This window comes from Bacillus cereus (assembly GCF_002577405.1).
GTDB lineage: Bacteria > Bacillota > Bacilli > Bacillales > Bacillaceae_G > Bacillus_A > Bacillus_A cereus_AU.
In genome coordinates this window covers 12,408-38,397 of the sequence record NZ_NULR01000021.1, presented here as the reverse complement: position 1 = coordinate 38,397, position 25,990 = coordinate 12,408, and the positions used below count along the sequence as shown (strand labels likewise).

Sequence of the window (25,990 nt, the reverse complement as noted above, 5' to 3'; positions counted from 1 at the left end):
GTGGACAAGTTTTTGTTCACAAGGGAAAAGAACCAATAGATCAAGATGGCAATATTAAAAAATAAGAAATTTAATAAAAAAATTATAATTGCAGCTGTAACTGCTTTAATGCTTAGCATTTTTACGGGTACATATTTTTATGATAAAAATACTAAAGAAAAAGAGCTTGTATCTGAAGCTCAAGAATTTTTAAGAAATACTAGAATAAAGGTTTTAGAGGATTCCATTTACTTTATGGTTTTACGCATGAATTGAGCAGGTACTTTTGAGAATAAAAAAAGACACCCTAAGGTGCATTCCTCCAACTTGATCTAAATCAGTTTCTTCTTACAATATAGGTATTATAAGAGAAGTTATTTTTTCTTTTATGAATTTGTTTGAGTTAATTGGATTTCAATGGGGAAATTAGTTAATAATTTACGTTTTGCTTCTCTTATCGGTTTTATTGCTTTTAATTCTACAATCATTTCTATGACAACATTTCTATATTTATGGACATCACGCAATATTTCTTCAGCAGTCTTACCCCTATATTTTTCAGCAGCTATTACCAAGATTAATTTTTCAATAAGCCAATCCCCCCGATATCCATAATCTGCTCTCCAATAAATAGGCTGTGAAAAATAAGTAAAAGAATTCAAAAAGAATTGTCGAATATGTGTAGGGTCTTCAAACGCATCATCACTGGATCCATAAGGAACATGGCAAACCATTATTGCATTTTGTTTTGCAATTCGATGCAATTCCTCCATTAAATCTAAAGGCCGTTGAATATGCTCTAATAAATGAACAGCTAAAAATTCATCTATGCTATTATCATCAAAGGGTAACGGCTGGGTTTTACAATCATTTAAATTAGCTATAACATCAACTCCTTCCAAGGGCATAATATCTAAATTAATCCACCCTTCTAAAATATCTCTTCCACAACCTAAATGTAATTTTTTAGTCATGAGTATTCATCCAATCTATATAATTTTTAAAAATATCTTATATATATGTGTTGTTTTAGGTATAGATGAGGATATTGCAAACTACATGCAATAGTCAATGCGATTCTCGTAAAAAAATAATAAATAAAACAGGATAATAGATTCCTAAAGGATTATTCAGTTAGGACGTTAATTCAAACAGTTAGTTAATAAAATATTTTGATTTTAGATAGACTGATTTTATAGATCTACTTTCTTTTTCTGATCATTTTGATAGTGCTTAGCCTGCTTCTCATGAAATTGGGCTTCTTTTTGATCACCAAGAGCTTGATAACAAAGAGCTAATTGTTGATGAGGAAGCCATGTATGATATGCTTGATCTGCGACTGACCAAGCGTACCGTTCTGGTAATGATTGTGTGTAAGCAGCTTTATACCAAAAAATTGCGGCTTCGATATGTCCTGTGCGTAAAAAATGTTCCCCCATACGGCAACTGAAGGCTGGATATGGAACATCTAAAGCTAATGATTGTAACGTGAGTTCTAATTCTTTCTCAGGTTGTTTTACCATTACATAACAAGTAGCTAATTGATGATGAATAAACATATTGTTTTCTAATGAAATTTCAGGATGATTCTTGCACTTTTCAAAATATTGAATGGCTGTTTCATACTTCTTGTGTACTTTGCACTCTCGGGCATAGTGATACATATCAGATATATTAAATTTGTAACCTTTTTTTAGTTGCCGTTCATAAATTTCAATATTTCTGCGGTTGTTCGATGGGGTGGGGCTTGTTTTTGTATGTGTAATACTTATTTCCGAATTGAGGCATGTATAAGAATCATTAATGGATAAATCTTCATGGACAAGTCCTTTCCACTTAAATCCTTTGTTTCGTTTCACTAAGCGTAAACGGGTCGTATAGGATATGACAATCTTCTGAGCATTATCGTACATTAAATATTTCATGGAAATTGCATCAATATTTTCAGAAAGTGAATCTTTCAGTTGCTTGAGCTTAGTTTCTTGATCATGTTCAACAATGTCATCAGCATCTAACCACAGAATATAATCTTTCGTTGCATATTGAAAAGATACGTTCCTGGCAGCAGAGAAATCATCAATCCATTCAAAATCGTACACATGTGGGGTCCACTTTCTCGCAATCTCCTTTGTTCGATCAGTTGAACCTGTATCGACGATAATGATTTCATCTGGAATTCCTTTAATTGATGTTAAGCAATTTTCCAGTGTATGTTCTTCGTTTTTGACAATCATACATAAACTGATAGAGATTATATTAATTACCCCCCTTTAATTATTTTGAATAGTAATGGTAGGTCTATTTACATTTATTATTATTATGGACCTAAATTACATATTATGTTTTGAAAAATATAGAGGTATCGTTTAACGAAATATACATAAGTTGATTTTTGCTATGTAAAAGGATACTTTCATACTATGTCTAAAGGCATGCTTAAGCCCTACAGGGGTTTACTCGTATCATAAACCTATAAATGTATAATTGGTGATTCTTGAACAATATGGAATAAAAAATCCTTTTGATTTCTACATATATTTTGCACTTGCTGAATCGAATGCTATACAAACTAAGAATCTTGGCAAATGTTCAATACAGTGCAAAAATACACTTTGTTACTACGCATTAAACAAAAATCGATATAAAACAAACAACTTTATGTATTTTTTTATCAAAAGTAAAAGAATGAGCTAAAACAATTAGGAAACACACATTTTTTGTAATATTCGACAACGTCGTATCTCATTTTCCAGTTTGGTACTCCCTTCATAAAAAACGAAGTTCTTCCCGTTCATTGCTTTCATAAGGGGAAAGCTTCATCAATTCAAATTCTCTGGATACTTGAAATCGAACAACCTTCTTTGACTAACAACTCAACACGTTGTCTTTTAAGCAATTCATCGTACTGCTTTTTCATTTGAGACAACTCGTTATATAGAAAAATTCGCACCTAAACCGTGTACGAAATTTACTGTACTACCTCACTTTTGTTCTTATTTCGCATATGTTATATAGATTATTAATAGTTAAGAAAGGAGAATAATACTTTGTCAAATTGTGAAAAAAATTGCTCGCCCTTTTTTTGTACTTGTGTCCCCTCATCTCCCCCTTGCATCTGGCTCTCTGACAGTCAACTTTCCGAGTTATCAATTATTTTTCAATCATTAGCTCAGACCACTCTTCCAGCACTCTTTCTCTCCCCTACACCACAAAATAAAGCAGCTGTACAAATACAATTGAACCAATTATTAGCCATTGTTCAATCTGGATTTCTTACTCAAACAGATGCTGCCCCTCTTACAGCGATTTTAAACAATACTAGTTTCATTTTAAATTATCCGATTTTTTCACCCCTTATTTTCATTATCGAATTACAAAAATTAGTAAACCAATTTGGAGCACTTGTGAGTCAATTATGTGCACCTATTAACGTTCGACAAAATTTACTAGAGCTCCTAAAAGGAATTTTGGCAGTCCTTATTCAATTTGAACCTAAAGGACCTACTGGACCAACCGGATTGACTGGACCTACTGGACTTACTGGACTTACTGGACCTACTGGACCTACTGGAGCTGCAGCAGTTGGCACTCTTTTTGTTACTAATACCGATTCTAATACTGTATCAGTAATAGATGGTGGAAGTAATACAGTAATTGCTACTATTACTGTTGGAATTAACCCACTAGGAATCGCAACAAATCCTATAACAAAGCGCGTTTATAACGCTAATGGTAGTGGCAGTTCTAATAATGTATCAGTAATAGATGCTTTAACCAATACAGTAATTGCTACTATCCCAGTTGGAAGTGTACCAAATGGTGTAGGAGTAAATCGTGTAACAAATCAAATTTACGTTACTAATGCCGGTGATAATAATGTATCAGTAATAGATGGTGCAACCAATACAGTAATTGCCACTGTTACTGTAGGAATTAATCCACGTGGTGAAATAGTTCCTATAAATCCTACAACGAATCGTGCTTATGTTGTTAATACGGGTTCTGATAATGTATCAGTAATAGATACTACAACAAATACAGTGATTGCTACTATCCCAGTTGGAACCGCTCCAGATGATGCAAATATAAACCTAACAACAAATCTTATTTATGTTGCTAATTCCCTTACTGATAATGTATCAGTAATAGATGGTGCAACCAATACAGTAATTGTTACTGTTACTGTTGGAGTTAATCCAGCTGGGGTAGCAATAAATAGTAATACAAATCGTATTTATATTCCAAACATCGGGTCCAATAGTGTATCAGTAATAGATGGTGCAACCAATACAGTAATTGCTACCGTTCCTGCTGGAATGACACCAAATCAAGCCGTAGCAGTTCTTCCACCAAATCTTATTTATGTTACTAATGCTAATTCTAATAATGTTACAGTAATAGATGGTGCAACCAATACAGTAATTACCACCATCCCAGTGGGCTTGTTTCCTTCTGCAATCGATAGTTTCTAAGAGACTTGGATTCATCTGTTGTAAAATCCCCCGACGTATAAGACATTCCACAACATAGTAGTCAGAGTTTATGTGCTTTTAAATAATACTTGAAATATGAAAAATGATAGAGCTGAATGGTAAGATCGTCATCAAGTTAAGGAAAACGAGATACCCCAAATCTAAAAGAAATAGGGGTCTCGTTTTTAGATTCTGGTGCAAAAAATCTCTTAAACTTGGACATACCGATACTATCAATCTAGAAAGGGGATGGTGTTCAGTGTGAATAAGCAAAATTTGGTCAAATAGAATCACTATCAGCCTGGTATTATTTTGTTAACAGTAAGATGGTACCTACGGTACAACCTAAGTTTCTGGGATTTAGTGGAAATACCAAGAGAGTGAGGTCTATCCATTTCTCACACTACCATCATGCGTTGAATTCATCCCTATGGTCCTGAATTAGATGAACGAGTACGGCGTCATCTTAAACAAACAAATGACTCCTCGAGAGTCGATGAAACATATATCAAAGTAAAAGGTCAATGGATGTACCTGTATCGTACTGTTGATTCGAAAGGAAATACAATCGATTTTTACCTAAGCAAAACAAGAGACCAGAAGGCTGCAAAGCGCTTTTTCCAGAAAACCTTACAGTCTTCTTTTCATGTTTCACAACCTCGTGTTATAACAGTCGTTAAGAATCCAGCTTATCCTATAACAATTGAACAGTTGAAAAAAGAAAAAAGCATACCTGGTGGTATGCGACTTAGACAACAAAAGTACTTGAATAACATAGTAGAACAAGATCATCGCTTTATAAAGAAGCGAATTCGTTCTATGCTAGGATTCAAATATTGTGACACAGCTACATCCATTCTTTCTGGAGTAGAATCCATGCATATGATGAAAAAAGAACAGGTTGACTTACGGGACCAGTCTGGCCAAAATCAGAAAGAGTTCATCCATAAATTGTTTGAACTTGCAGCATAAGATACGATTCCGTTAGGAATCTATACACTTTATTATTCTTTATTCAATTTTTGCACCAGAACCATATAATCTCCAGCTAATATCAATGACATTTATCGACAAAATATTTACTTTTATCAATTATCATTTTATACTAATTATAACTTAATGGATATATTACATAATATGTAATAATTACTTAGTTAAACATATAGTTATCAAAAGAGGGATTTTTAAATAATCCTACAGGTGATGAACGAATGCTCACTAAGGATTAACATCCGGAGGTATAAGGAAATTCAAATTCTAGAAAAGATGTGTGATTAGTATACTCAAGTTTAGGAGATTACTAATTGATTGACGAAGTGTAGTGAATAGATCAGATTCATGGATTTGATCAGATGGGTTCTGGTGTAAAATCTTTATTAGGTATCTCAGCATTTTCTTTATTAACTACACCATTCTCTATGAATACACAAGCCGCAATTCATGAATTTGATAATGTACCAGTTAATACTGTGGAAGCGGTAGGGGCTATGAATATTGAGGCGGCAGAATATGGACAAGTAGAGCAATACGCTTTCCCGTTGGCCTTTCCTGTTATTATTTTGGGTGCTAGATGGGCACAATTAGTTCATAAAATGTGGAAAGCTGGAAAATTAGTTACAGTCGGCTCTGCTGTTCGTATTTCTAGAATGAAAGCACAAGATGTCATTGGTAAATATAAAAAAGACGCTATTAATAAAGAATTTCCTGGATCAATGAAAAATAAAACGGTAAAAGAAATTGAAGATTTAGCTAAAAAAGTTAATAAAGATGCGAAAAAAACAAAGAAATTATTAACAGATAAAGACGTTGACAAGGGTGATAACAGAAAATGAGTGTAATTACTAAAAGTGATATCTTAAATATAATGAATTCATATTATTCTTATGAAGAATCCATGGATAACTTATTGGTAAAAGTGCTACAACCAAATGAAAGATTACTTTCTTTAAAAGAATCTGTCCATAAAAATGGTTTGGATCAGGTTTGGTATACAGAGTTTCAAAGATTATATTCTAACAATACAGTAATTAATTGGACAGACTTCCCTCATAGCCAGTGTTTAGAATATAAAATTTTAGCCCACAGTAATCAAGAGATTTTAGATGATAATATAGAGCTAATTACATTGTTAGGTGGAAAACGAGTTGATCTAAGAATTTTTATTAGTCTACTTGGGGATTATTATTACTGTATGTTAGAGGCATGTAGCCATATTGACGGAACTGATGGTTGGGATTTCAGGGATGTAAGTGATAGTGGGAAATATGACGGGCTTTTAGAGGATACTAAAATCTTTATGAATAAAAAAGGGTTTACTTATATCCCTAAAGAGCTTTTAAATACTAAGCTAGAAGGTATAGAAACAGGATATATTTCTTGTAATGAGCTTACGTTATTTAATTGTTTATTCTCTGAATTTGAATCAATTGATTAATGTTAAGATTATAGATTTTCATTGTAATTAACTATCAACAAAATTTAATTAGATATATAGGCTCAAAACCTTCCTTAATGGAGGGTTTTTATACTTTAATTTGAGCTGCAGACAACTGTTACACACAACAAAAAAATGGGGATAAGGATGCCCCTTAACAGGATATTTCTGTTCTATGTTTCTAGTAAAATATTTTTGCGCTAGATCCGAAAATGGTTATATATCCTATATATGTCAAAAAGCATTTTCTTCTTTATTATTTAACAATTTTAATTATACTTTTTTCACTTGGAGACTATTATTAATAACGGAATTAAAATTCTTAATTTTCAAAATAGTGTATCCTTAAAATCATTTTTTTACAAAATAATTGTACCATTGTCTTATATTTATAACTGGCGTAACAATAGCTATTCTACTAAACTCAGATTAAACGTAATCCAGCAACAATTCTTTCCATTGGATTCCATAATAAATGTTTACCTCTCCGGGAATTTAGTAAACTTCTATCATCAACAATCCATTACAATATCATAATAAAACGGAAATTTTTACATTTTGTATATTTTATAATTATAAATTCACCTAAACAAATTCTCTTTTTCATGAATAAACATATATAGAACTCAACTAATATATCATAGAATTACTATTCTAAAAAACACAGAAAAATTATAAAATCAGATTTTATCCCTAAAAAAGTTTCACATATAAAAACTTCTTTTTATATTAATAAACCTTTTAATATATACAGTAGGCATTCCATTTCCTACTCATTCCCATAGTACATTTTAATTACCTATGGCTACCAATAGACACTCAGCATATAAAAGGTAATGCATACATTAAAAAAAATTTCTTTCCAGTATAATTATTTATAAAGATTTAAATAATTTAAATTATAATGATCACAATTACACAAATAAACCGACGGGTCCGGATATAACCATATAATTCCCTTTGATTCTAAGTACTTTTTATTAAATTATAAAATAATATGATTACCATAAGTATACACAACTTATTATATATATGAGTAAAAATGCAGAAACGATTATTTTTACAAACTTGTAACTTGCTTTAAATAAATATGTATATAATAATATGCAAGTAACATTTAATTCTTATAGTATGGGAGAAACAAAAAATTTATGACTTACTATACATTTATCATTTTAGAGTAAACATATATAACAACAAATAATGTAAAAAAACTGTTTTAAGAATATAAAAAATTTTAAAGTAAAAAGATTGATAATTAAAAATTTAAAATTTGAGAGGAACATTTATTATGGTTAAGGTAGATAAGGTAAAAGAAGATATAATTGAAAAATCTTTATATTTATTTAATACACAAGGGATTTCCCGTACATCAATTCAAGATATAATGGATGCTACTTCTCTGCCTAAAGGTGCTATTTATCGCCGATTTAAAGGTAAAGAAGAAATTGCATTGGCTGCATTTCATAAAGGTGGAGAAATCATATGGAAACACTTTTATGAAGCTATAGAAAATAAAGAGAAAACCATTGATAAAATCATTTCCATTTTCCTTGTATACCAAGATGCAGCGTACAACCCTCCAATACCTGGTGGGTGTCCTTTACTTAATCTTGCAATTGAAAGTACAGATGTCTTTCCTGAGTTACATAAGGCAGCAGCAAAGGGATATGATAATACAGTAATGCTAATGGAGTCTCTTATTAGAGAAGGAATAGAAAAAAGAGAATTTAATGATGATATAGATGTTTTATCACTTGCTTCTTTTCTTTCTTCTTCTATGCAGGGAGCTATTATGGCTAGTCGAGTATCAAAAAATAATATACACCATCATTATTTTCTAGAACAAATACGACAACTTCTTAATTCATATTCAATATAAAAACGAGACACAACATATATATTTAAAAATAAACCAGCTGCAAGCATAGCTGGTTTATTTTATACTTTACTGATTCTCTAATTAATTCAATTAATTAATTCATCTACTAATATTTTATCTTTATCCCTCTTTAATTTCATCCGTAGTGCTTTGCTTCTTGTGTAATCCCCCAACGATCAGATACTTCTCTCGGTGTCATAATCTCCTCTAATATAAATAATATAATAGCCGCTCCTGTACATGAATGGCTGGAAATCTTTTCGACCCATGTACAGCGGTATCCTGCTGCCGTTATTCATCTGGATCTTTCACAATATTTCTCGTTCACGGGCAATCCCGCTCTCTATCTGAAAGGCATTCAAGAATACGTTACCCTCTCATCCCTCGCAGAAGAAGGTCTGATTAAGATAGGTAGAAAAGTATGCATTTCTACTTTTCTACCTACGCGTAGTTTCCAAATCCCTTGCCAGAACCACAACCACGGCTTTTCTTCTCTTTTGCCGCTGTAATCTCCCCATATTATTCCTGCATTAATTTCTTTGTCTCCTGGATCTCACGAAATATCTTCATGAGATTTTCACCTCATGCTTCTTTCGATTCATTACCTTCATTATAGCACTGCACCTTCTAATATGAACTTTCAAATATTGCAAAGAATGTTTTTCTGTTTATATATGTCTTCTAGGTATATATAACTGAATCTATCACCATACTAATACTGGAGGTGGCTTTTATGGACTCAATTTTTAAAAATGGTATTCATTTAATAGATTTTGAATTGTTCTTAAAAGAATATGGCTGTGAAAAAATAAGTAAAAGAATTGTCGAATATGTGTAGGGTCTTCAAACGCATCATCACTGGATCCATAAGGAACATTACAAGCCATTATTGCATTTTGTTTTGCAATTCCTCCATTAAATCTAAAGGTCGTTGAATATGCTCTAATAAATGAACAGCTAAAAATTCATCTATACTATTATCATCAAAAAACAAGTTAATCCTAACAATCAACTTTGTAGAGTTTAACTAATCCCATGTTTTCTGTTAAACTCTAAGTCTTCGTTATACTCGTTTTAAATTATCACTCCAAAATGTTCATAACCCTTTACATGTATAATTTCTTTCCGACAATGTTACCTTTTCTTAACATACAGAGTTATATATACATGCTAAACTATCATAGAAGCTCTGATGGGTTGGAGTTTTCAAATACGATATTTATCTGTTTCTATCTTAGCCCCCTTATCTAGTTGTAAGGGGGCTAGCTCTATTCAAATAATGATTTTATTTAAAATTGGTTTTCTGTATCATTCTCCTTTTTCGGGGGATGGACACAGAAATCCATTGTGCATTTGCTCATTCATAATGAATTATCCTTACAAGAACTTATAGGTTTACAGATGAAGCAAGATACTGTTTTACAGGAACAGCAAAACAAGGTGAAAAAAGGATGATTGCTGTTGTCATGGGAACTAGCGAAGATACTAAGAGATTTATAGAAACAAAAAATTATTTTCACATGGATTTAATAAATTTAGCTCAACTTTTTTGAATTGATGGCATTAATTTTTAAATTATAATAAATAACTAACGCGAAATTAAATAGAGATGTAAAGGCAAGTCATTCGTTAGCTTCATCACAATACGATGTAAATTATAAACTGGATCACTTACAAGGAGTAGATAAAATGATTAGAAAATTAATAGGTAACTTAGTAGGAGGAGCTGTTTTTCTCTTTCTATGCATATATATTTTTTCAACTAGCATCACTGACATTGCTAAAAGTAAAGATGATATACAAAATAATGATGGATCTATAACTACTACATCCCCCGATACTGTGGATGTAGTAGTTAATAAAAACAGGAAGCTTCCAAGTAATTATAGACCTGACGATTTAATTGTACCTAATGTTAAGTTTGCATTTGATGAGATTCAAGAGAAAAGTCATTTACGAAAAGAAGCTGCTATCTTCAGTTTCCAAAAATGAATATACTCATTTCCAAAACTTCCACCAAGATTTCCTTTTTGCTGCCGCGATTTCTTCCTGGGCTGATACAATCGTACGTTTAGCCTCTTGAATTTCTCTGACCATCTTCATAAGATTATCATCCCTAAACTCGAACCTCTTTTCTATCCTTTCTTCACGTTCCTTCCGATCTTTCATGTCTTCCTTTATTAATTTATTTCTTTCTTTAATATCCTCTTCGATTAATTTGTTCTTTTGATCTATACGATTATCTAGTCTCTTTTCCATTTCTAAAAGGTTAGCTTGCTGCACCTTATTAATCTCATCTATCATAGCGCTATCGCTAAAGAGTGAACACCTTAAATAAGTTAATTTATATGTTTCTAATCAAAGTAACATATTACTGGAACAGTACTACCACTTGTTAAAGCTAGACAATCATTATTTAATGGGTATAAAGACAATAGGATGATTTGTTAAGAAGTAAAATATTTTAAAATAGCCCAAGTCCACCTATCATTTGCATTTTTATATCGTTTTCACGCTGGTCCCGTTTTGAAGATACTAAATAAGGGTGCGAACTATTTATAAAATCAGCAGCTCGAATTAGCACAGCAGAGTTTTGATCCTCCTTTAATATTGAATAAGGTAATCTTAAGATGTTGTTAATACGGGTTCTGATGATATATCAGTAATAGATACTATCCCAGTTGGAACCGCTCCAGATGATGCAAATATAAACCTAACAACAAATCTTATTTATGTTGCATCATCCCAGTGGGCTTATTTCCTTCTGTAATCGATAGTTTCTAAGGGATCTGGATTTATCAAATTTGGCCAGTAAGGGTACCGTCACATCGCTAGCTAAGTTTTTAAAGTCCTACCCAAACCAAAATTCTGTGTTTTATCTAGCATCACAGTACTTGAATCCCTGCACATTGTGTGGGGATTTTTTCATAAAGAAAAGACACCCTAAGGTGCTTTCCTCCAACTTGAACTATCCCGACTGTGTCCCTATTGGTCATTTTTGTAGAATTATTAATTTTAATATTCAGAATAATAAACCTAGTGTAATATTTGTATTTACTAATACAAATTATAACAAATATATAATGGTATAACCAGAATTGTATTAAAATATTAAAAATATTAAAATATGATCATAGAGTAAAATATTGGTTTTCCAACTGATAATTTTACTTTTTTCATAAACTTACATGTTGAGTTTATCGGTATTAATTATCATCTAAGTGGAAGGAGCAACAATTTATGACAGTAAAAAAAGTAATGTTAGGTGCAACATTAGTATTAGGCTTAAGTGTGTTTTCTTTACCGACTTTAGAAGTTAGTGCTGACACAGAGGTAGAACCGAAATGGTTGACTAGTGAGGAAATTGATCGTAAGTTTGAGGAAATTAATGTTAAATATGGTATTGGTGAAGAGATGGCTATAGAAGATCAAGAGTTTATTAAAACTTATGCTGATAAGCCTATGCTTGGGATTTCAGGAAAAGATCAAATACAACCCTATAAGACAAATAGTTTTACAAAATATAGAACTGTAGCTGGTATTGAAGCAAGAACTTGGGGAACAGCGTCGTCTACTCATGGAGCTTGGAATAATACTTATGGAGCGAATATGACTACACAAACATTTAAGGGGAATGCTACGAAATTAAGTAACACTGTAACTCATACAGCTTATGGTCTTGTAGGAAGTGGCGGAGTAGGGAAAGTGTTTTCTAATAGTCTTACTAGTTCATGCAACAATGGGAAATCGTGTAAATTAAATAAAACAGAAAAATATGGTGCGTCTGTTGCATATTCAAATACCGTTGTAAGAGGGACAGTTCATTATCCAGGTGGTTCTTTCTCAATCAACCCGTAATACTTATATTTGTAGTATAGTATACAAAATCAGAGGAGTTGATGTAGATGATCAACATTAATCCTATAGGTATTGTAATTTTTATACTTGGAGTAATAGCAGCATATTTTGTACTTAGACAAATTTTTAGGTTACTTTTTAAAAAATAAGAGTGGGAATAACTCACCTCCACTTCAGACCAGACGGTTCGGTTTGAAATAGAGCAGTATATAGATTATAATAATAAAAGTTGTCTGTTTTTGAGTGCTCCAGTAATGGAGCACTTTTTTATATGATTAAAAAAATGTTCTAGACTGAGTGTCGCTGGTTTAATAGGATTCCTTTATTTTTAAAAGTGAATTGATCTTCAAGTTACATTAAGGTTTAACATAATCTGAATTTTATTGAAGCTGAGTATAAGACAAGTTTATTAACCGAAATTTCAAGTACAGGAGAGATTGATATAAATATTCAAGGATTTAGAGCTGTTGGTGAGTTCGAAAAACAAGAATCAGTTTTGATGGCTTTGTCTAATAATTATTTGTTGTGAAAATGAGGAAGCAAAACAAAGAGCTATAAAGGAGTTTTTTACTAAAAGTGGATATAAAGGTTTTAAATGATACGATAAAAAAGCGAAAAGAAGAATTAAATCAATTAGTTATAAAATATGGGGTTACTCACCCGAAAGTAATTAACGTTAGCCAAGACATCGATCGTTTGGTTTATCAGCTAATGAGTAGGTACAGACCGCAAAACGGAAAAAAACGTTAAGCAAATTTCGACATGAAAATAAGTGATTTTAACAACGCTAAGGCTGTTTAATACAACGCAATGTCATTTGTGTTGTATTAAAACGAGGATATAATATTTTTTCACAAAAACATTTGCATTTACTGTGGCTTTGAAATAAAGTTTGATTAAAATTTTTTTAAAATCTCCCTAAACTATTATCCGTTTTATAAAAAAGTTCACTCAAAACTCATTTAGAATTCCTTAATCGCAAGCGAAAAAGTATTGGAACTTTTTTGCAAACACCAAGAATTTTCCTTATTCTTCCGTAAGTTATTAAATTCTGTACATAAAACACCTTTTCAGTCTACAACTATTTTTTAATAGTCTAAAACATTTTTATTATGTTTTTCTTTTCCTAAAAACATAAGCAATTAATAAAAAAGAAAGGAAGCCATAAGGCGTTCCTCCAATTAGGTAGATAAGGTTTTAGTTTTCCAATCTAAAGAAATTATGTATCACATTTTGAAAGCATATCATAAATTCCAGTCGATTAAATATGCATTATTACATACTCTTTTTAAAGCTTCTAATTTTCAAGTCGGAGGAAGACACCCTAAGGTGCCTTCCTCCGACTTGAACCATCTTAATTTTAATAATATTTGGACTCCCATCCAAATATTATTTTACTATGTTAAGTAATGTTTGGATACCACCAGCATTTTGGAAAAAACCACGATAAGCAAAAAATAAAATAAGCCATCCATTTGGACAGCTCATTTACATAATTTTCGTTATCAGAAGTTGATATATGTAATTCATCTACGGAAAATTATCACTATCAGACTGGAATTATGCTTTCCAACTCAGTAATTTCCTCACTAATTAACTGCTCTATTTTTTTTATAAAATCATCAATTTGACTAAGTTCCGTAAGGATAAACAAATTTGAACGCATCCAATAAGGTTTTGATTGCTTATTGTCAGCTACTACCTCAATGCCTACAATTCCTCTTTTATCATGTAAGAAGAATCTCATGGATAAGAAATGAGTTACATTGTCTATATCCTCACCTGAAACCCATTGAAACTCATTTAGTTTAAAAGTGGAAAACTTGATTATTCCTTTTTTAAAATCTTCGAGATCTTCATTGGTGGTATATATGTCAATGTTCGCAGTACCAGAAAATCCATAGAAGTCAAAATTCAATTCAAAAAAATCGGTATCTTCCCATATTCTTTTTATTTTTATACTTGGCTCAGGCATTGTACTCTATCCTCCCATAAATTGTACTTTCCATTTTGAGGATATTATAACAAGTTTTCCTTAACAAAACGCTCCGTTAGATAAGTAAAACGAGTGAATATCCTATACATGTAAGGTTAACATAACGTCCTATTATCGGTAGCAAGAAAAAGGGATTCCTTATTCTCACAAGGAATCCCCTTTTTCTTTTTCTATAATCCTATTCATTTTTTTATACATTCCTATTCTGACGTGGATTTTAAGGTTCCCATTTGTTACTGACTTAGCTGAAAAACTGTATAAAATCTTGCATGCTCTTAGCATGGTTTTTTCCCGAAATACTAGTGGTACCCCTTCTTGTTCTTACCAGAACCTCCACCACGGCTTTTTCTTCTCTTTTGCTGCAGCGACCTCATCACAATATTCCTGCATCAATCTCTTAGATTCCTGTATCTCGCGTAATGTTTTCATAAGCGTCTCGTCTCGCGCTTCTAAACGTTTTTCCACTCTTTCATTATGTTGCTCTATACTCGCTTTAATTTCTTCGTTACTTTGCTTCGCTTGCTCACTTAATCGCTTCTCCATCGCTAACATACCCTGATTCATTTCTTGCGCCATAACGCTGTATTGTTGTTGGAGCTGCTCTTGAATGTGGAATGGGATTAAGTTTGTGTCCTCAGGTTCTTCTTTGATCAGATCCGGGTTAACTTTTTCTATTTGCTGCGCAATCATCTTCGCTGCTTTCTCTAGCGTCATACCGTCATGCTTACTAAGGTCAATTAGCCTCTCAATGACCATAATGTCGCCTTCTGAGTATTCCCGTCGGCCGCGCTTATCTTTCTTTACTGTGAATCCCTCTCGTTGTAACACTTCCATATACTTTCTGAGCGTACTATCGGATATTCCTAGCCTTTTGTATACTTCACTAGCAGAATAAACAATCTCGTCCGTCATAGCGTCACAACACCTCCTAGTGAGAGTATTCCATGGTGGTTCAGAAATTCCTGCAAAGAAAAATCCCCTGTTTAAACAGGGGACATCTCACTTGAATTCTATTAAATCTCTACGCGCATCTTCTAAAAGTAACTGCAATCGCTCTACCTCTTTTTTATTTTGCAAAGCCTGTTCTTGTGATTTTTGTAGTTCTTCTTCTAACTTAGGAATTCGCTTCTTTAACTCATCTATATTTTCTTGATTAACTTTCAATAATTGGAACTGTTTAGTGATATCATTAACAACTTCTTTTCTGTTATTATATCCAATTGCCAGTATTACAAATCCTAATGCGATAACACTCGCAACTGTACTTATATATTCTAAATTTTCTTTTCCTATATCCTCAATATATTTAAAGTTTGGAAATACAATTAGTCCATAAACAGCTATAAGATGCATAAGGATTACAATCTTTCTTTTTCTAGATTCCGTATTAACAAATTTACTATGCTCAACGTTTATTTTTATAAAATAATCACTTAATGTTAAACAAAAACCAGCTATAGAAATTCCCGTAACTAAAGCAGGTGGAAGTGTTGCACCACCAAATAGGTAGGAAACTCCTAAAGATATTATTGATATCCCCATACACATAGTGACTAGCTCCATTGTAGCTGCCCAATTTGATTTCATAATTTTTCGTCCTTCCGATATATTCTCTAATGTCCTTCTATAAGAATATCATGTAAATTACATTTAGTTGCTTCGATAGTTTTTTACAAGTAAATATTAGCTTATATTAGAATTAAATCGCTTTAGCAGTCTCAACAAATAATCTCATAAACAATGGAATCAGTTGGACTACTATATACCTTGAAATTAGGGAGAATCCTCGTTCCTGGCTACCAACCATAATCAACAAGCCACCGCATAACGCTACAACGGATGTAATTGGATTGGACACCGAGTTTAAGTTTGAAGAATTAGTGAATACAAACTTAAAAAACATAAATATTACATACTTCTCTATTAAACTTTGAATTATTTGTAAGAAATGCTAAAGTTAAGTAGGTAAAAAAACATACAAAGTGAGGCGATATTCTTGAAGAAGTTAAGCTTATTACTAACAGCATTTGTAATGATTGTTTCATTATTTATTCCTAATCTTGCAAGTGCTAAATCTTTCCCTGATGTCCAAGCTGGCCATTGGGCAATTAAAGAGATTAACTATCTAGCGGATCAAGGCATTATTAATGGTACTCCCGAGGGATATTTTAAACCAGGTGATAATGTAACCCGTGGACAAATGGCATTAATGTTAGATTTATCGATAGTATCCCAAAAACCAGATAGCTATAATCATATTTTTTCTGATGTGCCCAAGGGCATCTATTACTACGATTCTGTACATAAGTTAGCACATTATAACATTATACAACGTGAGAAAAACTACTTCCCTGACCGCTCATTATCTCGTGCAGAAATGGCAGTAGTTCTTGTTAAAACTTTTGATTTGAAGCCTACAGGTGCGGACGTCAATTTCCCTGATGTTCCATCTACTCATTGGGGTTATGAATATATCAAAATCCTAGCTCAAAATAATATTACTGCTGGATTACCTGATGGTACGTTTGGTCCAGACGTAAAAGTAACTCGTGAGCAATTCGCTGCATTCTTGGCTCGTGTATTAGAACCTAGCTTCCGTCCTACTCTTCCTCAACCTAAGGGTAACTTAGAGGTTCATTATATTGATGTGGGACAAGGCGATGCTACATTTATTAAATCTCCAAGCGGAGAAACGATCCTCATTGACGCCGGAAACAATGGCAAAGGCAAAGTAGTGGCGAATTATCTAAAGGGATTAGGATTCCAAACTATTGATTATATGATTGCTACGCACCCTGATGCTGATCATGTAGGCGGATTAGACGAAGTCCTTTATTCTATGAATGTAAAAAATGTTTACGCCCCTAAAGTAAGCCATACGACACAAACGTATCAAGACTTTTTAACTGCGGTGGCTAACAAAGGATTAACAATTAAAGAAGCAAAAACTGGTGTAACTTTACCAATCAATGGCTTAAATTCACAATTTTTAGCCCCTGTAAAAGAATATGGTGATGACCTAAACGAATGGAGTGCTGTGTTAAAAGTAACGCACGGCAGCAAATCATTCTTATTTACTGGCGACGCTGAAGCAAAAAGCGAAAAAGATATGGTTGAAGCGCACGGTTCAAACCTAAAATCTGATGTATTAAAGCCCGGTCACCATGGAAGTAAAACTTCTTCTTCTCAACCATTTTTAGATGCAGTTAAACCAAGCATTGCTGTAATCAGTGCTGGTGCAGGTAACCGATATGGACACCCTACACAGGAAACTTTAGCTAAGTTATCTTCAATGTCTGTTAAGGTATATAGAACTGATTTAAATGGAACTGTAGTTGTTAATAGTGATGGTTCAAATATTTCTGTAAGAACGGAGAGATAAGTATGAAAAGAGGTATTATTGATCGTTTTGAAGGAGAACTAGCAGTTATTGAAATTAATAACTCGACAATTGATGTACCTAAATCTAAACTTCCTCCTACCGCAAAAGAAGGTGACGTTCTTATTATTGAGGATGATAAGTATACAATCGCTAAGAATGAAACAGATAAAAAAAGACGCGAAGTCCAAGATTTAATGGATAAACTATTTGAATAGCAAAATTAAATATTAAAATGATAAGAGCCGCCCGACAGGACGGCTCTTCTTTCACATATACATAGGCTTTATTTACAATTAAGCAAATTTTATTTTATATAAATATTACTATACTAGTATAAAATTTCTGTGTTTACATTTTTTTCTTTTTATCTCATAATTTTAATTAGGAAAAGGGAGGAAAGAAATGGTTCAAATCAAAGTGACACCTGAAATGCTAGAAGAAGTTGCTAATCGTGCATGTAATACCAGAATCGCATTAGAATCTATACATAATAATTTATGTAATGAAATAGATCATTTGTGTTTTCAATGGATTGGAGCCTCTAATCAACAGTTCATTCAAATGTTCAATGATGCGAAACCAAAAGCTTTTACATCTATCAATTCAATTATAAAAGTAGAAGAGGATTTGAAACGAATTGCCGAAAAATTCCGTAACACAGATAATCAAGATGTTACACTGGAAGAAGGGGCAATGTGTGGTAAACCTTCTTCGGAGGAAAAAGGATTTGATGGTGGAAAATTAGCCAGGGATATAGCTGGCGAAATAAGTGGTGAGTATGATATTAAAAGGGCCTGGGATGGGGTTGATCCCTGGCTTGGGATAGAATTTTTGCAGGCGGAATGGCAGTAGCCGGTCTTACACCTATTGGAAAGATAGCCAAGGTAGGGAAAGGTGTTAAGATGACTGCAAATGCAGTCGAAGCTGCTAATACAGTTAAAAAAGCTGAAAAAGTTGAAAACACAGTCAAAAAGGCAGAGAATTTTGCTGATAAAGAAAAATTAATTGGGCATTTTGATAAACATGGCGGAGAATTTAAAGGTGCTTATGAAAATGCTGAACAATATTTGCAAGGTGCTAGAGATGTAATCGAAAATGGGATAAAAGTTAAGTATGATTACAAAGGTGAGGTACGAACCGGTTACGTTAAATATATGGGCAATACTGGTAAGGGGAAAGCTAAGTTTGAGTTAGTAGGTACAAATAACGAGGGATATATTACAACATATCATACGCAAAGCGGTAAAACGTTTTGGAGAACCCTAAACGGAAAAAATGAACAAATTATAAACCCTGCTAATTAATAATAGGAGGAAAAAATATGAAATACATGGCATATGTAGAAAAAATCGATGAGCTAATTGAAGAGGAAGTTACAATAAATATTAACGGTGTAGTATTCACAGGATTCTCCACTGTTTGTCCATATAAAATTGAAGAAGGAAAAAATTATCCTGTTATTCTCGACATTACAGTTTTTGATGATATTGAAATAAATAAAGGAATAGATGGAGTAAAAGATTTAAAGAGAATTGATAATTCTTTCAAGTATCGTATTAGTGGGATATTAAATCATGAGTTTATTGATGCAGGGATTATTATTACAGACGAAGATGAAATATTCCCGGAACACAGTGAATACTTTAACAAGTATGTTGAAATTGAAGTTGATAGAATCAATATTGAATTTTTAAAAGAAGACTAGTCACTTCTAATAGTTTTCAAACTAAGAGCAGTAAGTCATTTTTCTCACATAACCTCAAACATAAAATTCAGTATAAATAAAGAGGTTTTTGTATATGGCAATATATTTATTAATGACTAAAGAATTTGAAGATGAAGAGATTGTTGTTTATCAATACTATCCTTCTGAATCACCCGATAAAATAGGCAAAATGTATTATAATAAAAAAGAACGAATGTTTAATGACTTAGAGCAAGCTCTAGTAGATTCAGAAACAATGAGAAAACATTATTTTAATTGTGCATGTACTAGAATTGTGCGCTGTCTTAAAAGAAACGAAGACTTTCCTAATAGCATGGCATATGAAGCATAATTAAACAAACGTAAAAAGAGCCGATTCCACTACAGGAAACGGCTCTTTTCCTTACTTCACATACACATAAGCTTCACTTGCTGTAATAAAGTATATTTTACGTAACTTCATACCACCAACCTCTACTATCAAGATGCTCTTTCATTGCATTTAACTGTGTATCCGATGTTGAATCAGAAATAAAATATGCGTGTCCATTCGGTTGTAAAATGAAATCAGCTGTCATATGTTTGAGGACTAGTTCGGGGTTTTCAAACGATTCTCTAGCAGAAAGCACTTCCCCAGTCGTAGTAGTTGCATATTGTAAATCCATTTTGGTTTTCCACCTTTCTCCATATAAAAAAAGGCAAGCGACACCCACTGTAAAAACAGCGTGTGTCGCTTGCCTTAAATTCATATGTTCTGATTTGATTGTTGTTTTGAATGTTTGTTCAAACGTTATTCTAACACCTTGAAAAATAGAAATCAATAAAATTATATAGAAGTATATAAAAAACAATAGATTAATATAATTCAATAAGTTTACGTCTTTTTGGGTGTATGTTATTTGCAGTACGTACCATAATTTGTTCATCAGCGTCTATAGTGACACTTTCATTTTGGAGGGATAGCAGCAGTACGTTGTCATAAGTGTCCATTAAAAGTATATCTCTAGCCATTCGGCGTTTCGGATAGATCACAACAAGAGGCACCCCTTCATCACCTTCTCTTCTTGAAAATACAACATCGTCTAATCTAGCAATCATCCGATAATCATTTTCATTTCCAAAAATAAAGAAGAAGTCTTGCATAGCATCTTTATCTCTTCTATACATTCTTCGAAGACCACCATCTATTGGTTCTTTAAACGTTTGAACATTTTCAACAAATGCGTAACGCCAATCGGCATCTCCTACTATACGTTGAGATAAAGGTAATAAAATATCTTGTTCAAAGTTTTGATTACCACCTATTCCTAGAATGATATCTGAAATAACATCTCCAGCATCTTTCATTGAACAAATATGCACATTTAGATTTGGTAGATTCATTAATAGTTCATGATACTCCCTCATAGAAAACAAGAAATTTTTCATTCGTACGTAAGGTGGATCAGCATCTTCTGCAAGGAACATAGATTTGTCATAAAGTACAAAAACAACCGTTACATTTTCATCAGTTTTTTGCGCGTACTCTACGTACTTCCCTACTTTTTCAACTAATGTAGCATTAGTTTCTTTACACATGTCCATCTCAATATAAATATTTTCATCATGATACGAAATATGTTCATCTGGAACTAAAGCTAAACCAGAACCTTCTATTTCTGTTTTCTTTTGCTTTTGATGATATGACCGAATATCTAGTTCACTTAATATCTTATTCGTATTGGTCTTTTTCGACACTTCTAAAAGTGTTCGGACTAATATTTCTCGTGAACAAAATGTATGCAATGAGCTTGAATGAGAATATCTACGTTTTGAAGATCCAGCAGGAATCTTTCCTAGTTCCTGAAGAAAATCAATCATCCTTTCTTTTAAGGAGAATGTTGCACGTTTAGTTATACTATCATCTCTCTTATCAATCTTTTTAGTTAAAATAGCACCATATTGTGAGTAACGATTAAGTTTTGTAAACACACTGGCTTCGGAAAAATCTCTACCTTCAAACGCATTATATAGTTGAGTGATTTGTCTAGTAGTCAGGTACCTTTTGTAATATAAAACCGTGAAGACAAATAAGTCGGCATCTTTTAAGTGGAATGATTTTTTTGTTCCGTTACTTTTATATTTATACGTTTTATTGTTCATAATATACACCCCCGAAATATAAATTTACTCTTATTCAATAACTATCATTTTTATATATCTTATTACAGTAAAAAATGGTTGTAAATTACGAAAAAATTAAATTGAATTTGAGCCAATATGGATACTAAAACTTGTACGCTGGAGTTTGGATCAATTCTCTTTATAAAAATCCACTGGAAGGCATTGATTTATATAGCTTTAAAGCTCTTTTAAAATTGTTAGGACAGAGTAACAGTTTTACCCTAACATTTTTTTGAAGAATAAAGTATAGGTATAAAAGTGTTAGGACGTCCTAACAAAATTTGTGTCAGTAAATTTATAGATTTAATGACTACAAGTATTCAAGAATTATTAAATGATTTCCAAAGGGTTCTGGTGCGAAAATTTCAAAATAACTGTAAGCAATCTCTAATTTTTGGACATACTGATACTACTAATCTAAAGAAGGTGCGTGATTGGTATGGAAAAGGAAAAGGAAAAGGAAAAGGAAAAGGAAAAGGAAAAGGAAAATGTATTCAAATGGAAGCATTATCAGCCTGATATTATCTTATTAACATTAAGGTGGTACCTACGGTACAATCTAAGTTTTCGTGATCTAGTGGAAATGATGGAGGAACGGGGCTTATCCATTTCTCATACAACGATTATGCGTTGGGTTCATCAGTACGGTCCTGAATTGGACAAACGAATCCGTTCTATGCTAGGGTTCAAATGCTTTGACACAGCTACATCCATTCTTTCTGGAGTAGAGGCTATGCATATGATGAAAAAAGAACAGATTGATTTACGGGACCAGTCTGTCCAAAACCAAAAAGAATTCATCCATCAATTGTTTGAACTTGTAGCATAAAATACAATTCTGTTAGGAATATATGCGTTTTACTGGTTTTCATTTTATCTTTGCACCAGAACCCTTTTTTGTGTTTTAAGAAAAAATTTGTTTCCCAAAAATAGTTTGTTTTGTTGCAGGTGTTTCCTTTTGTTTTGTTATACGCACAACTTTAGAAAAGTGTTTCCTCTAAAAGAAGAAACACTACAAATTGAATCTGAAAAGCTAAGATTTCAGTGTTACTAACACAGCATTGGTTGTCTCCCCATTTAAGCTACGTTGATTTCATATTACAAATGATTTCCCCATCTTTTTCACCTCCGTTCTACAAATTCAGAAATATATGCCAAAAGACTATAAAATATACCAATTTTGATTATATCAAAACGAATTTTGTAAAAATGCGCTCTTTAAGAGAGTTTTTAAAAAGAGGAAACACATGCTAATCCCTTGGGCTACAAGGCCTCAAAAAAAGTTACAAAAAATTTCATGTGCAACTTTTGTGAAAATATGTTTCCTGTTTCAATTCTAAAGGAAACAAGGTAATCACGATGAACCTTGATATAATCGTATTTTGTATTCATTATTCTTTAGTTACACGCGCGACTTGGGAAAGCTGTTGCTTCTTTTTTAAAGGAATAGGTACGCAACCTGGGAAAGCTGTTGCGTATTTACAGTGAGAGTACGCAACTTGGGAAGGGTGTTGCGTATTTACAGCAAGAGTACAGAATTCGAGAAAAATGTGGCGTGTTTACAGTGAGAGTATCTAACTTTACATATATTTTATTTTTGCTACGTTCTATATAAATAAAAGATAACCTAAGGATATTCTATTAGGATGGTATGAATGATTAGGTGCAATTGATATAATTCTATTAGAAGGTTCTGGTGCAAAAGCCATACTGATACTATTACTCTAAAAAGGTGTGTGATTGGTATGGAAAAGAATAATTTGTTCAAATGGAAACACTATCAGCCTGATATTATCTTATTAACGGTAAGATGGTACTACGGTACAATCTTAGTTTTCGTGATTTAGTGGAAATGATGGAGGAACGGAGTTTATCCATTTCTCATACAACGATTATGCGTTGGGTTCATCAGTATGGTCCTGAATTGGATAAACGGATCCGACGTTACCTCAAACAAACAAACAAATGATCCTTGGAGAGTCGATGAAACATATATCAAAGTAAAAGGTCAATGGATGTACTTGTATCGTGCTGTTGATTCGAAAGGAAGCACAATCGATTTTTTCCTAAGCCAAACAAGAGATCAGAAGGCTGCAAAGCGCTTTTTCAAGAAAGCTTTGCGGTCTTTTCATGTTTCAAAGCCTCGTGTTATAACGGTCGACAAGAATCCAGCTTATCCTATAGCAATTGAACAGTTGAAAAAAGAAAAAAGCATACCTAACGGTATGCGACTTAGACAACAAAAGTACTTGAATAACATAGTAGAACAAGACCATCGCTTTATAAAGAGATGAATTCGTTCTATGCTAGGGTTCAAATGTTTTGACACAGCTACATCCATTCTTTCTGGAGTAGAAGCCATGCATATGATGAACAAAGAACAGGTTGATTTACGGGACCAGTCTGTCCAAAATCAAAAAGAGTTTATCCATCAATTGTTTGGACTTGCAGCATAAGATACGATTCCGTTAGAAATCTATGCACTTTATTATCTTTTATTCTATTTTTGCACCAGTACCAAGAATACTTTATCTAATGGCATAGATATTTTAAATTTTGAAGAACTAGAAAGATCAAATACTAATTCACAAAATGCTATTGATAGATCACAAGATTTAAATGATTATTTAAGTGAAGATCAGATAAAGGCATATCGCTATATAACAAGTCAACCTGTAACATATTTAACCGAACAGAACGCTTATACTATAGCCTTAAGAATACCGCAAAGAATTGATCGTTATCAAAAATGGGATTTTGAAAAATGCGTTGAATGCTTTGAATATAATCAAGCTGAAATAAGTAATCCTGCTCATTTTATGAAAATGTTCGCGAAAAAAGCCAAACAAAGAACAGAGCGTAACGATTATGAAGCAAAAAAAGCCTTAACTAACATGGAACATACACAAAAATATGAAAGCAAACTTCCAATTATAGACTGGCTTAATAACAAGAAAGTGGATTCCATTTTGCAAAAAATAGGCGCTCTAAAGCCCTAATAAAAAAACATCTAAAACTTAGCCTTGCTCAAAAATAATATAATTAGCAAGGCTATTTGTCATGTATTCTTATAATCCCCGAGCAACGTACTATTTTCCCAAAAAAGGAATTCAAAACACCTCTCAGATCTTATAATTATTTCTCTTTTTCTAAACTATTCAGCTATGAAATTTCCATTCATACGAAACTGAAAATTCTATTATTTACTCATAAATTAACCTTGTAATTTACTAAGGTAAAATCTTGAATCACTTGATACAGCTAGTCTAGCATCTCTAAAATAGATTCTAATGTTTATAATGATTTTATTTTTTAAACAAGATTTAATAAATACAGTATTCTATCCTAAAAGGGAAACATTATAAGTATGTTCTTTATCATTTTCCGACAGAAGACTGTCTCTTAATTTTTGTGATTGTTTGGGGAAATACATCAAATTCACAAAAAAAGTAGGGAAGCTTGTAAAAACATACAAGCTTCCCTATTTTTTTACGTATTATTTAAGTTATTTTTTAAATAGTTTAGCGAACCATGATTTTTCTTGTTGAGAAGACGCAACTAACTTCTTGGTTTCTTGTATTTCTCGAACCACTTCTAATAACTGCTGATCTCTATTGTTTATTTTTCTATCAATAGTCTTTTGCTGTTCATCAATCTTGTTCGTTAATGTTTGATTAGTTTGTTCTAAATTGTCTATGCGTTTTAAAAGTTCCATATTCATAGCTTTTTGTTCTTGAAAATATATAGAAACCTCTTTCATACTCTCATACATCGTCTGAATAATTGGTTTCGTTATTTCGTTGTCTTCATCACTCTCTTCTACTACAATATAATCTACATTTTGTTTTAACGTCTGTTCTATTATTTCTGGTGGTTCTTGTGCATCTTTCATATTAGCAATTAATTTAAAAAGCTCTAATGCTTCCTGTTCATATCTCAGCGTTCGCCCCTTCGTCCCAGCGACGGTTGGTAAGTATGGTTTGAATTGGTCCCGCCAGGCCTGAAGGGTTGTCCGTGGCTTCCCAAGCATCCTTGCTATATCTGCAAGGGAATATGTTTTCTTATAAGGTTCTTCCCTATCCATTCCATCGTCCTCCCCTCATCGTCATTTGTTGTTAT

At 32.6% G+C, this 25,990-nt stretch carries 21 protein-coding genes and 10 pseudogenes; 19 read left to right on the top strand and 12 right to left on the bottom strand.

The window, feature by feature from the left end; translation table 11 throughout:
• Positions 1-45: 45 nt before the first annotated feature.
• Complete coding sequence (locus COC96_RS23185; RefSeq protein ID WP_098269485.1) at positions 46-255, top strand: hypothetical protein; 210 nt, start codon at positions 46-48, stop codon at positions 253-255.
• A gap of 110 nt (positions 256-365) precedes the next feature.
• Here COC96_RS23185 and COC96_RS23180 read toward each other — a convergent pair whose 3' ends face one another.
• Positions 366-953, bottom strand: a complete 588-nt coding sequence (locus COC96_RS23180; RefSeq protein ID WP_098269486.1) for a class I SAM-dependent methyltransferase — start codon at positions 951-953, stop codon at positions 366-368.
• A gap of 219 nt (positions 954-1,172) precedes the next feature.
• A complete protein-coding gene (locus COC96_RS23175) occupies positions 1,173-2,213 on the bottom strand; it encodes a glycosyltransferase (protein ID WP_098769463.1) in 1,041 nt (346 codons plus the stop codon).
• A gap of 813 nt (positions 2,214-3,026) precedes the next feature.
• Here COC96_RS23175 and COC96_RS28590 point away from each other — a divergent pair.
• From COC96_RS28590 to COC96_RS23150, 6 genes and pseudogenes are all read left to right on the top strand, one after another.
• Positions 3,027-3,404: pseudogene (locus tag COC96_RS28590) on the top strand (collagen-like repeat preface domain-containing protein); the annotation flags it as partial.
• Between the two features lie 204 nt (positions 3,405-3,608).
• Positions 3,609-4,451, top strand: a complete 843-nt coding sequence (locus COC96_RS28585; protein ID WP_257142448.1) for a YVTN family beta-propeller repeat-containing protein — start codon at positions 3,609-3,611, stop codon at positions 4,449-4,451.
• Positions 4,452-4,757: 306 nt separating this feature from the next.
• Positions 4,758-5,423, top strand: a pseudogene (locus COC96_RS23165) (IS6 family transposase).
• 380 nt (positions 5,424-5,803) lie between these two features.
• Positions 5,804-6,283, top strand: a complete 480-nt coding sequence (locus COC96_RS23160; protein WP_098769459.1) for a hypothetical protein — start codon at positions 5,804-5,806, stop codon at positions 6,281-6,283.
• A complete protein-coding gene (locus tag COC96_RS28205; protein WP_225315973.1) occupies positions 6,280-6,885 on the top strand; it encodes a hypothetical protein in 606 nt (201 codons plus the stop codon). Before COC96_RS23160 ends, COC96_RS28205 begins: the two co-directional genes overlap by 4 nt.
• Positions 6,886-8,176: 1,291 nt before the next feature.
• Positions 8,177-8,767, top strand: coding sequence for a TetR/AcrR family transcriptional regulator (locus COC96_RS23150; protein WP_098769458.1), 591 nt, complete (start codon positions 8,177-8,179; stop codon positions 8,765-8,767).
• 92 nt (positions 8,768-8,859) lie between these two features.
• Here COC96_RS23150 and COC96_RS27320 read toward each other — a convergent pair.
• Both COC96_RS27320 and COC96_RS28580 read right to left on the bottom strand, forming a co-directional pair.
• A pseudogene (locus tag COC96_RS27320) lies at positions 8,860-8,990 on the bottom strand (MarR family transcriptional regulator); the annotation flags it as partial.
• Between the two features lie 296 nt (positions 8,991-9,286).
• Positions 9,287-9,346, bottom strand: a pseudogene (locus tag COC96_RS28580) (DUF3967 domain-containing protein); the annotation flags it as partial.
• Positions 9,347-10,161: 815 nt separating this feature from the next.
• Between COC96_RS28580 and COC96_RS23140 the strand changes: the two are divergent.
• Positions 10,162-10,325: pseudogene (locus COC96_RS23140) on the top strand (D-alanyl-D-alanine carboxypeptidase); the annotation flags it as partial.
• A 131-nt stretch (positions 10,326-10,456) separates the two neighbouring features.
• Positions 10,457-10,759 carry a hypothetical protein gene (locus COC96_RS23135; RefSeq protein WP_306475339.1) on the top strand — a complete coding sequence of 101 codons (303 nt, stop codon included), beginning with the start codon at positions 10,457-10,459 and terminating at the stop codon, positions 10,757-10,759.
• Between the two features lie 6 nt (positions 10,760-10,765).
• On the opposite strand, the pseudogene COC96_RS23130 reads toward COC96_RS23135, so the two are convergent.
• Positions 10,766-11,077, bottom strand: a pseudogene (locus COC96_RS23130) (DUF3967 domain-containing protein); the annotation flags it as partial.
• 930 nt (positions 11,078-12,007) lie between these two features.
• Between COC96_RS23130 and COC96_RS23125 the strand changes: the two are divergent.
• Both COC96_RS23125 and COC96_RS23120 read left to right on the top strand, forming a co-directional pair.
• Positions 12,008-12,625 (top strand): hypothetical protein, encoded by a 618-nt coding sequence (locus tag COC96_RS23125; protein WP_098769456.1) that lies wholly within the window; start codon positions 12,008-12,010, stop codon positions 12,623-12,625.
• A gap of 576 nt (positions 12,626-13,201) precedes the next feature.
• Entirely contained in the window at positions 13,202-13,375 is a 174-nt protein-coding gene (locus tag COC96_RS23120) for an aspartyl-phosphate phosphatase Spo0E family protein (protein ID WP_098269494.1), read from the top strand.
• Between the two features lie 799 nt (positions 13,376-14,174).
• Here the strand turns inward: COC96_RS23120 and COC96_RS23115 are convergent.
• The 3 genes from COC96_RS23115 to COC96_RS23100 all read right to left on the bottom strand — a co-directional run bounded on the left by COC96_RS23115 (position 14,175) and on the right by COC96_RS23100 (position 16,208).
• Positions 14,175-14,600: a hypothetical protein gene (locus COC96_RS23115; protein WP_098769454.1), complete on the bottom strand. Its 426-nt coding sequence runs from the start codon at positions 14,598-14,600 to the stop codon at positions 14,175-14,177.
• Between the two features lie 342 nt (positions 14,601-14,942).
• The gene (locus COC96_RS23105) at positions 14,943-15,533 is read right to left on the bottom strand and encodes a DUF3967 domain-containing protein (RefSeq protein WP_098269495.1); all 591 of its coding nucleotides are present in this window, start codon (positions 15,531-15,533) and stop codon (positions 14,943-14,945) included.
• Positions 15,534-15,620: 87 nt separating this feature from the next.
• Positions 15,621-16,208 carry a hypothetical protein gene (locus tag COC96_RS23100; RefSeq protein WP_098269496.1) on the bottom strand — a complete coding sequence of 196 codons (588 nt, stop codon included), beginning with the start codon at positions 16,206-16,208 and terminating at the stop codon, positions 15,621-15,623.
• A gap of 409 nt (positions 16,209-16,617) precedes the next feature.
• Here COC96_RS23100 and COC96_RS23095 point away from each other — a divergent pair, with 409 nt between their 5' ends.
• The 5 genes and pseudogenes from COC96_RS23095 to COC96_RS23075 all read left to right on the top strand — a co-directional run bounded on the left by COC96_RS23095 (position 16,618) and on the right by COC96_RS23075 (position 20,060).
• Positions 16,618-18,003, top strand: a complete 1,386-nt coding sequence (locus COC96_RS23095; RefSeq protein WP_098769453.1) for an S-layer homology domain-containing protein — start codon at positions 16,618-16,620, stop codon at positions 18,001-18,003.
• Between the two features lie 2 nt (positions 18,004-18,005).
• A complete protein-coding gene (locus tag COC96_RS23090) occupies positions 18,006-18,218 on the top strand; it encodes a DUF3006 domain-containing protein (protein ID WP_098769452.1) in 213 nt (70 codons plus the stop codon).
• A 187-nt stretch (positions 18,219-18,405) separates the two neighbouring features.
• Positions 18,406-18,971 (top strand): annotated as a pseudogene (locus tag COC96_RS28200) (WXG100 family type VII secretion target); the annotation flags it as partial.
• Between the two features lie 353 nt (positions 18,972-19,324).
• The gene (locus COC96_RS23080; RefSeq protein WP_098769451.1) at positions 19,325-19,708 is read left to right on the top strand and encodes a hypothetical protein; all 384 of its coding nucleotides are present in this window, start codon (positions 19,325-19,327) and stop codon (positions 19,706-19,708) included.
• 94 nt (positions 19,709-19,802) lie between these two features.
• Positions 19,803-20,060: a hypothetical protein gene (locus COC96_RS23075; RefSeq protein WP_098769449.1), complete on the top strand. Its 258-nt coding sequence runs from the start codon at positions 19,803-19,805 to the stop codon at positions 20,058-20,060.
• A 97-nt stretch (positions 20,061-20,157) separates the two neighbouring features.
• On the opposite strand, the gene COC96_RS28575 is transcribed toward COC96_RS23075, so the two are convergent.
• From COC96_RS28575 to COC96_RS23065, 3 genes and pseudogenes are all read right to left on the bottom strand, one after another.
• A complete protein-coding gene (locus tag COC96_RS28575; protein WP_373604893.1) occupies positions 20,158-20,286 on the bottom strand; it encodes an N-acetylmuramoyl-L-alanine amidase C-terminal domain-containing protein in 129 nt (42 codons plus the stop codon).
• Positions 20,277-20,457, bottom strand: a pseudogene (locus COC96_RS28570) (hypothetical protein); the annotation flags it as partial. The gene COC96_RS28575 and the pseudogene COC96_RS28570, both read right to left, overlap by 10 nt.
• A 106-nt stretch (positions 20,458-20,563) precedes the next feature.
• On the bottom strand, positions 20,564-21,850 hold the full coding sequence (locus tag COC96_RS23065) for a replication-relaxation family protein (RefSeq protein ID WP_098769448.1): 1,287 nt from the start codon (positions 21,848-21,850) through the stop codon (positions 20,564-20,566).
• 460 nt (positions 21,851-22,310) lie between these two features.
• Between COC96_RS23065 and COC96_RS23055 the strand changes: the two genes are divergently transcribed.
• From COC96_RS23055 to COC96_RS28190, 3 genes and pseudogenes are all read left to right on the top strand, one after another.
• The gene (locus COC96_RS23055; RefSeq protein WP_098769446.1) at positions 22,311-22,700 is read left to right on the top strand and encodes a hypothetical protein; all 390 of its coding nucleotides are present in this window, start codon (positions 22,311-22,313) and stop codon (positions 22,698-22,700) included.
• Between the two features lie 916 nt (positions 22,701-23,616).
• Positions 23,617-24,327: pseudogene (locus COC96_RS23045) on the top strand (IS6 family transposase).
• A 63-nt stretch (positions 24,328-24,390) separates the two neighbouring features.
• Positions 24,391-24,870 (top strand): annotated as a pseudogene (locus COC96_RS28190) (Replicase RepFR55); the annotation flags it as partial.
• A gap of 506 nt (positions 24,871-25,376) precedes the next feature.
• On the opposite strand, the gene COC96_RS23035 reads toward COC96_RS28190, so the two are convergent.
• The gene (locus COC96_RS23035; RefSeq protein ID WP_098769442.1) at positions 25,377-25,955 is read right to left on the bottom strand and encodes a DUF3967 domain-containing protein; all 579 of its coding nucleotides are present in this window, start codon (positions 25,953-25,955) and stop codon (positions 25,377-25,379) included.
• Positions 25,956-25,990: the final 35 nt, after the last annotated feature.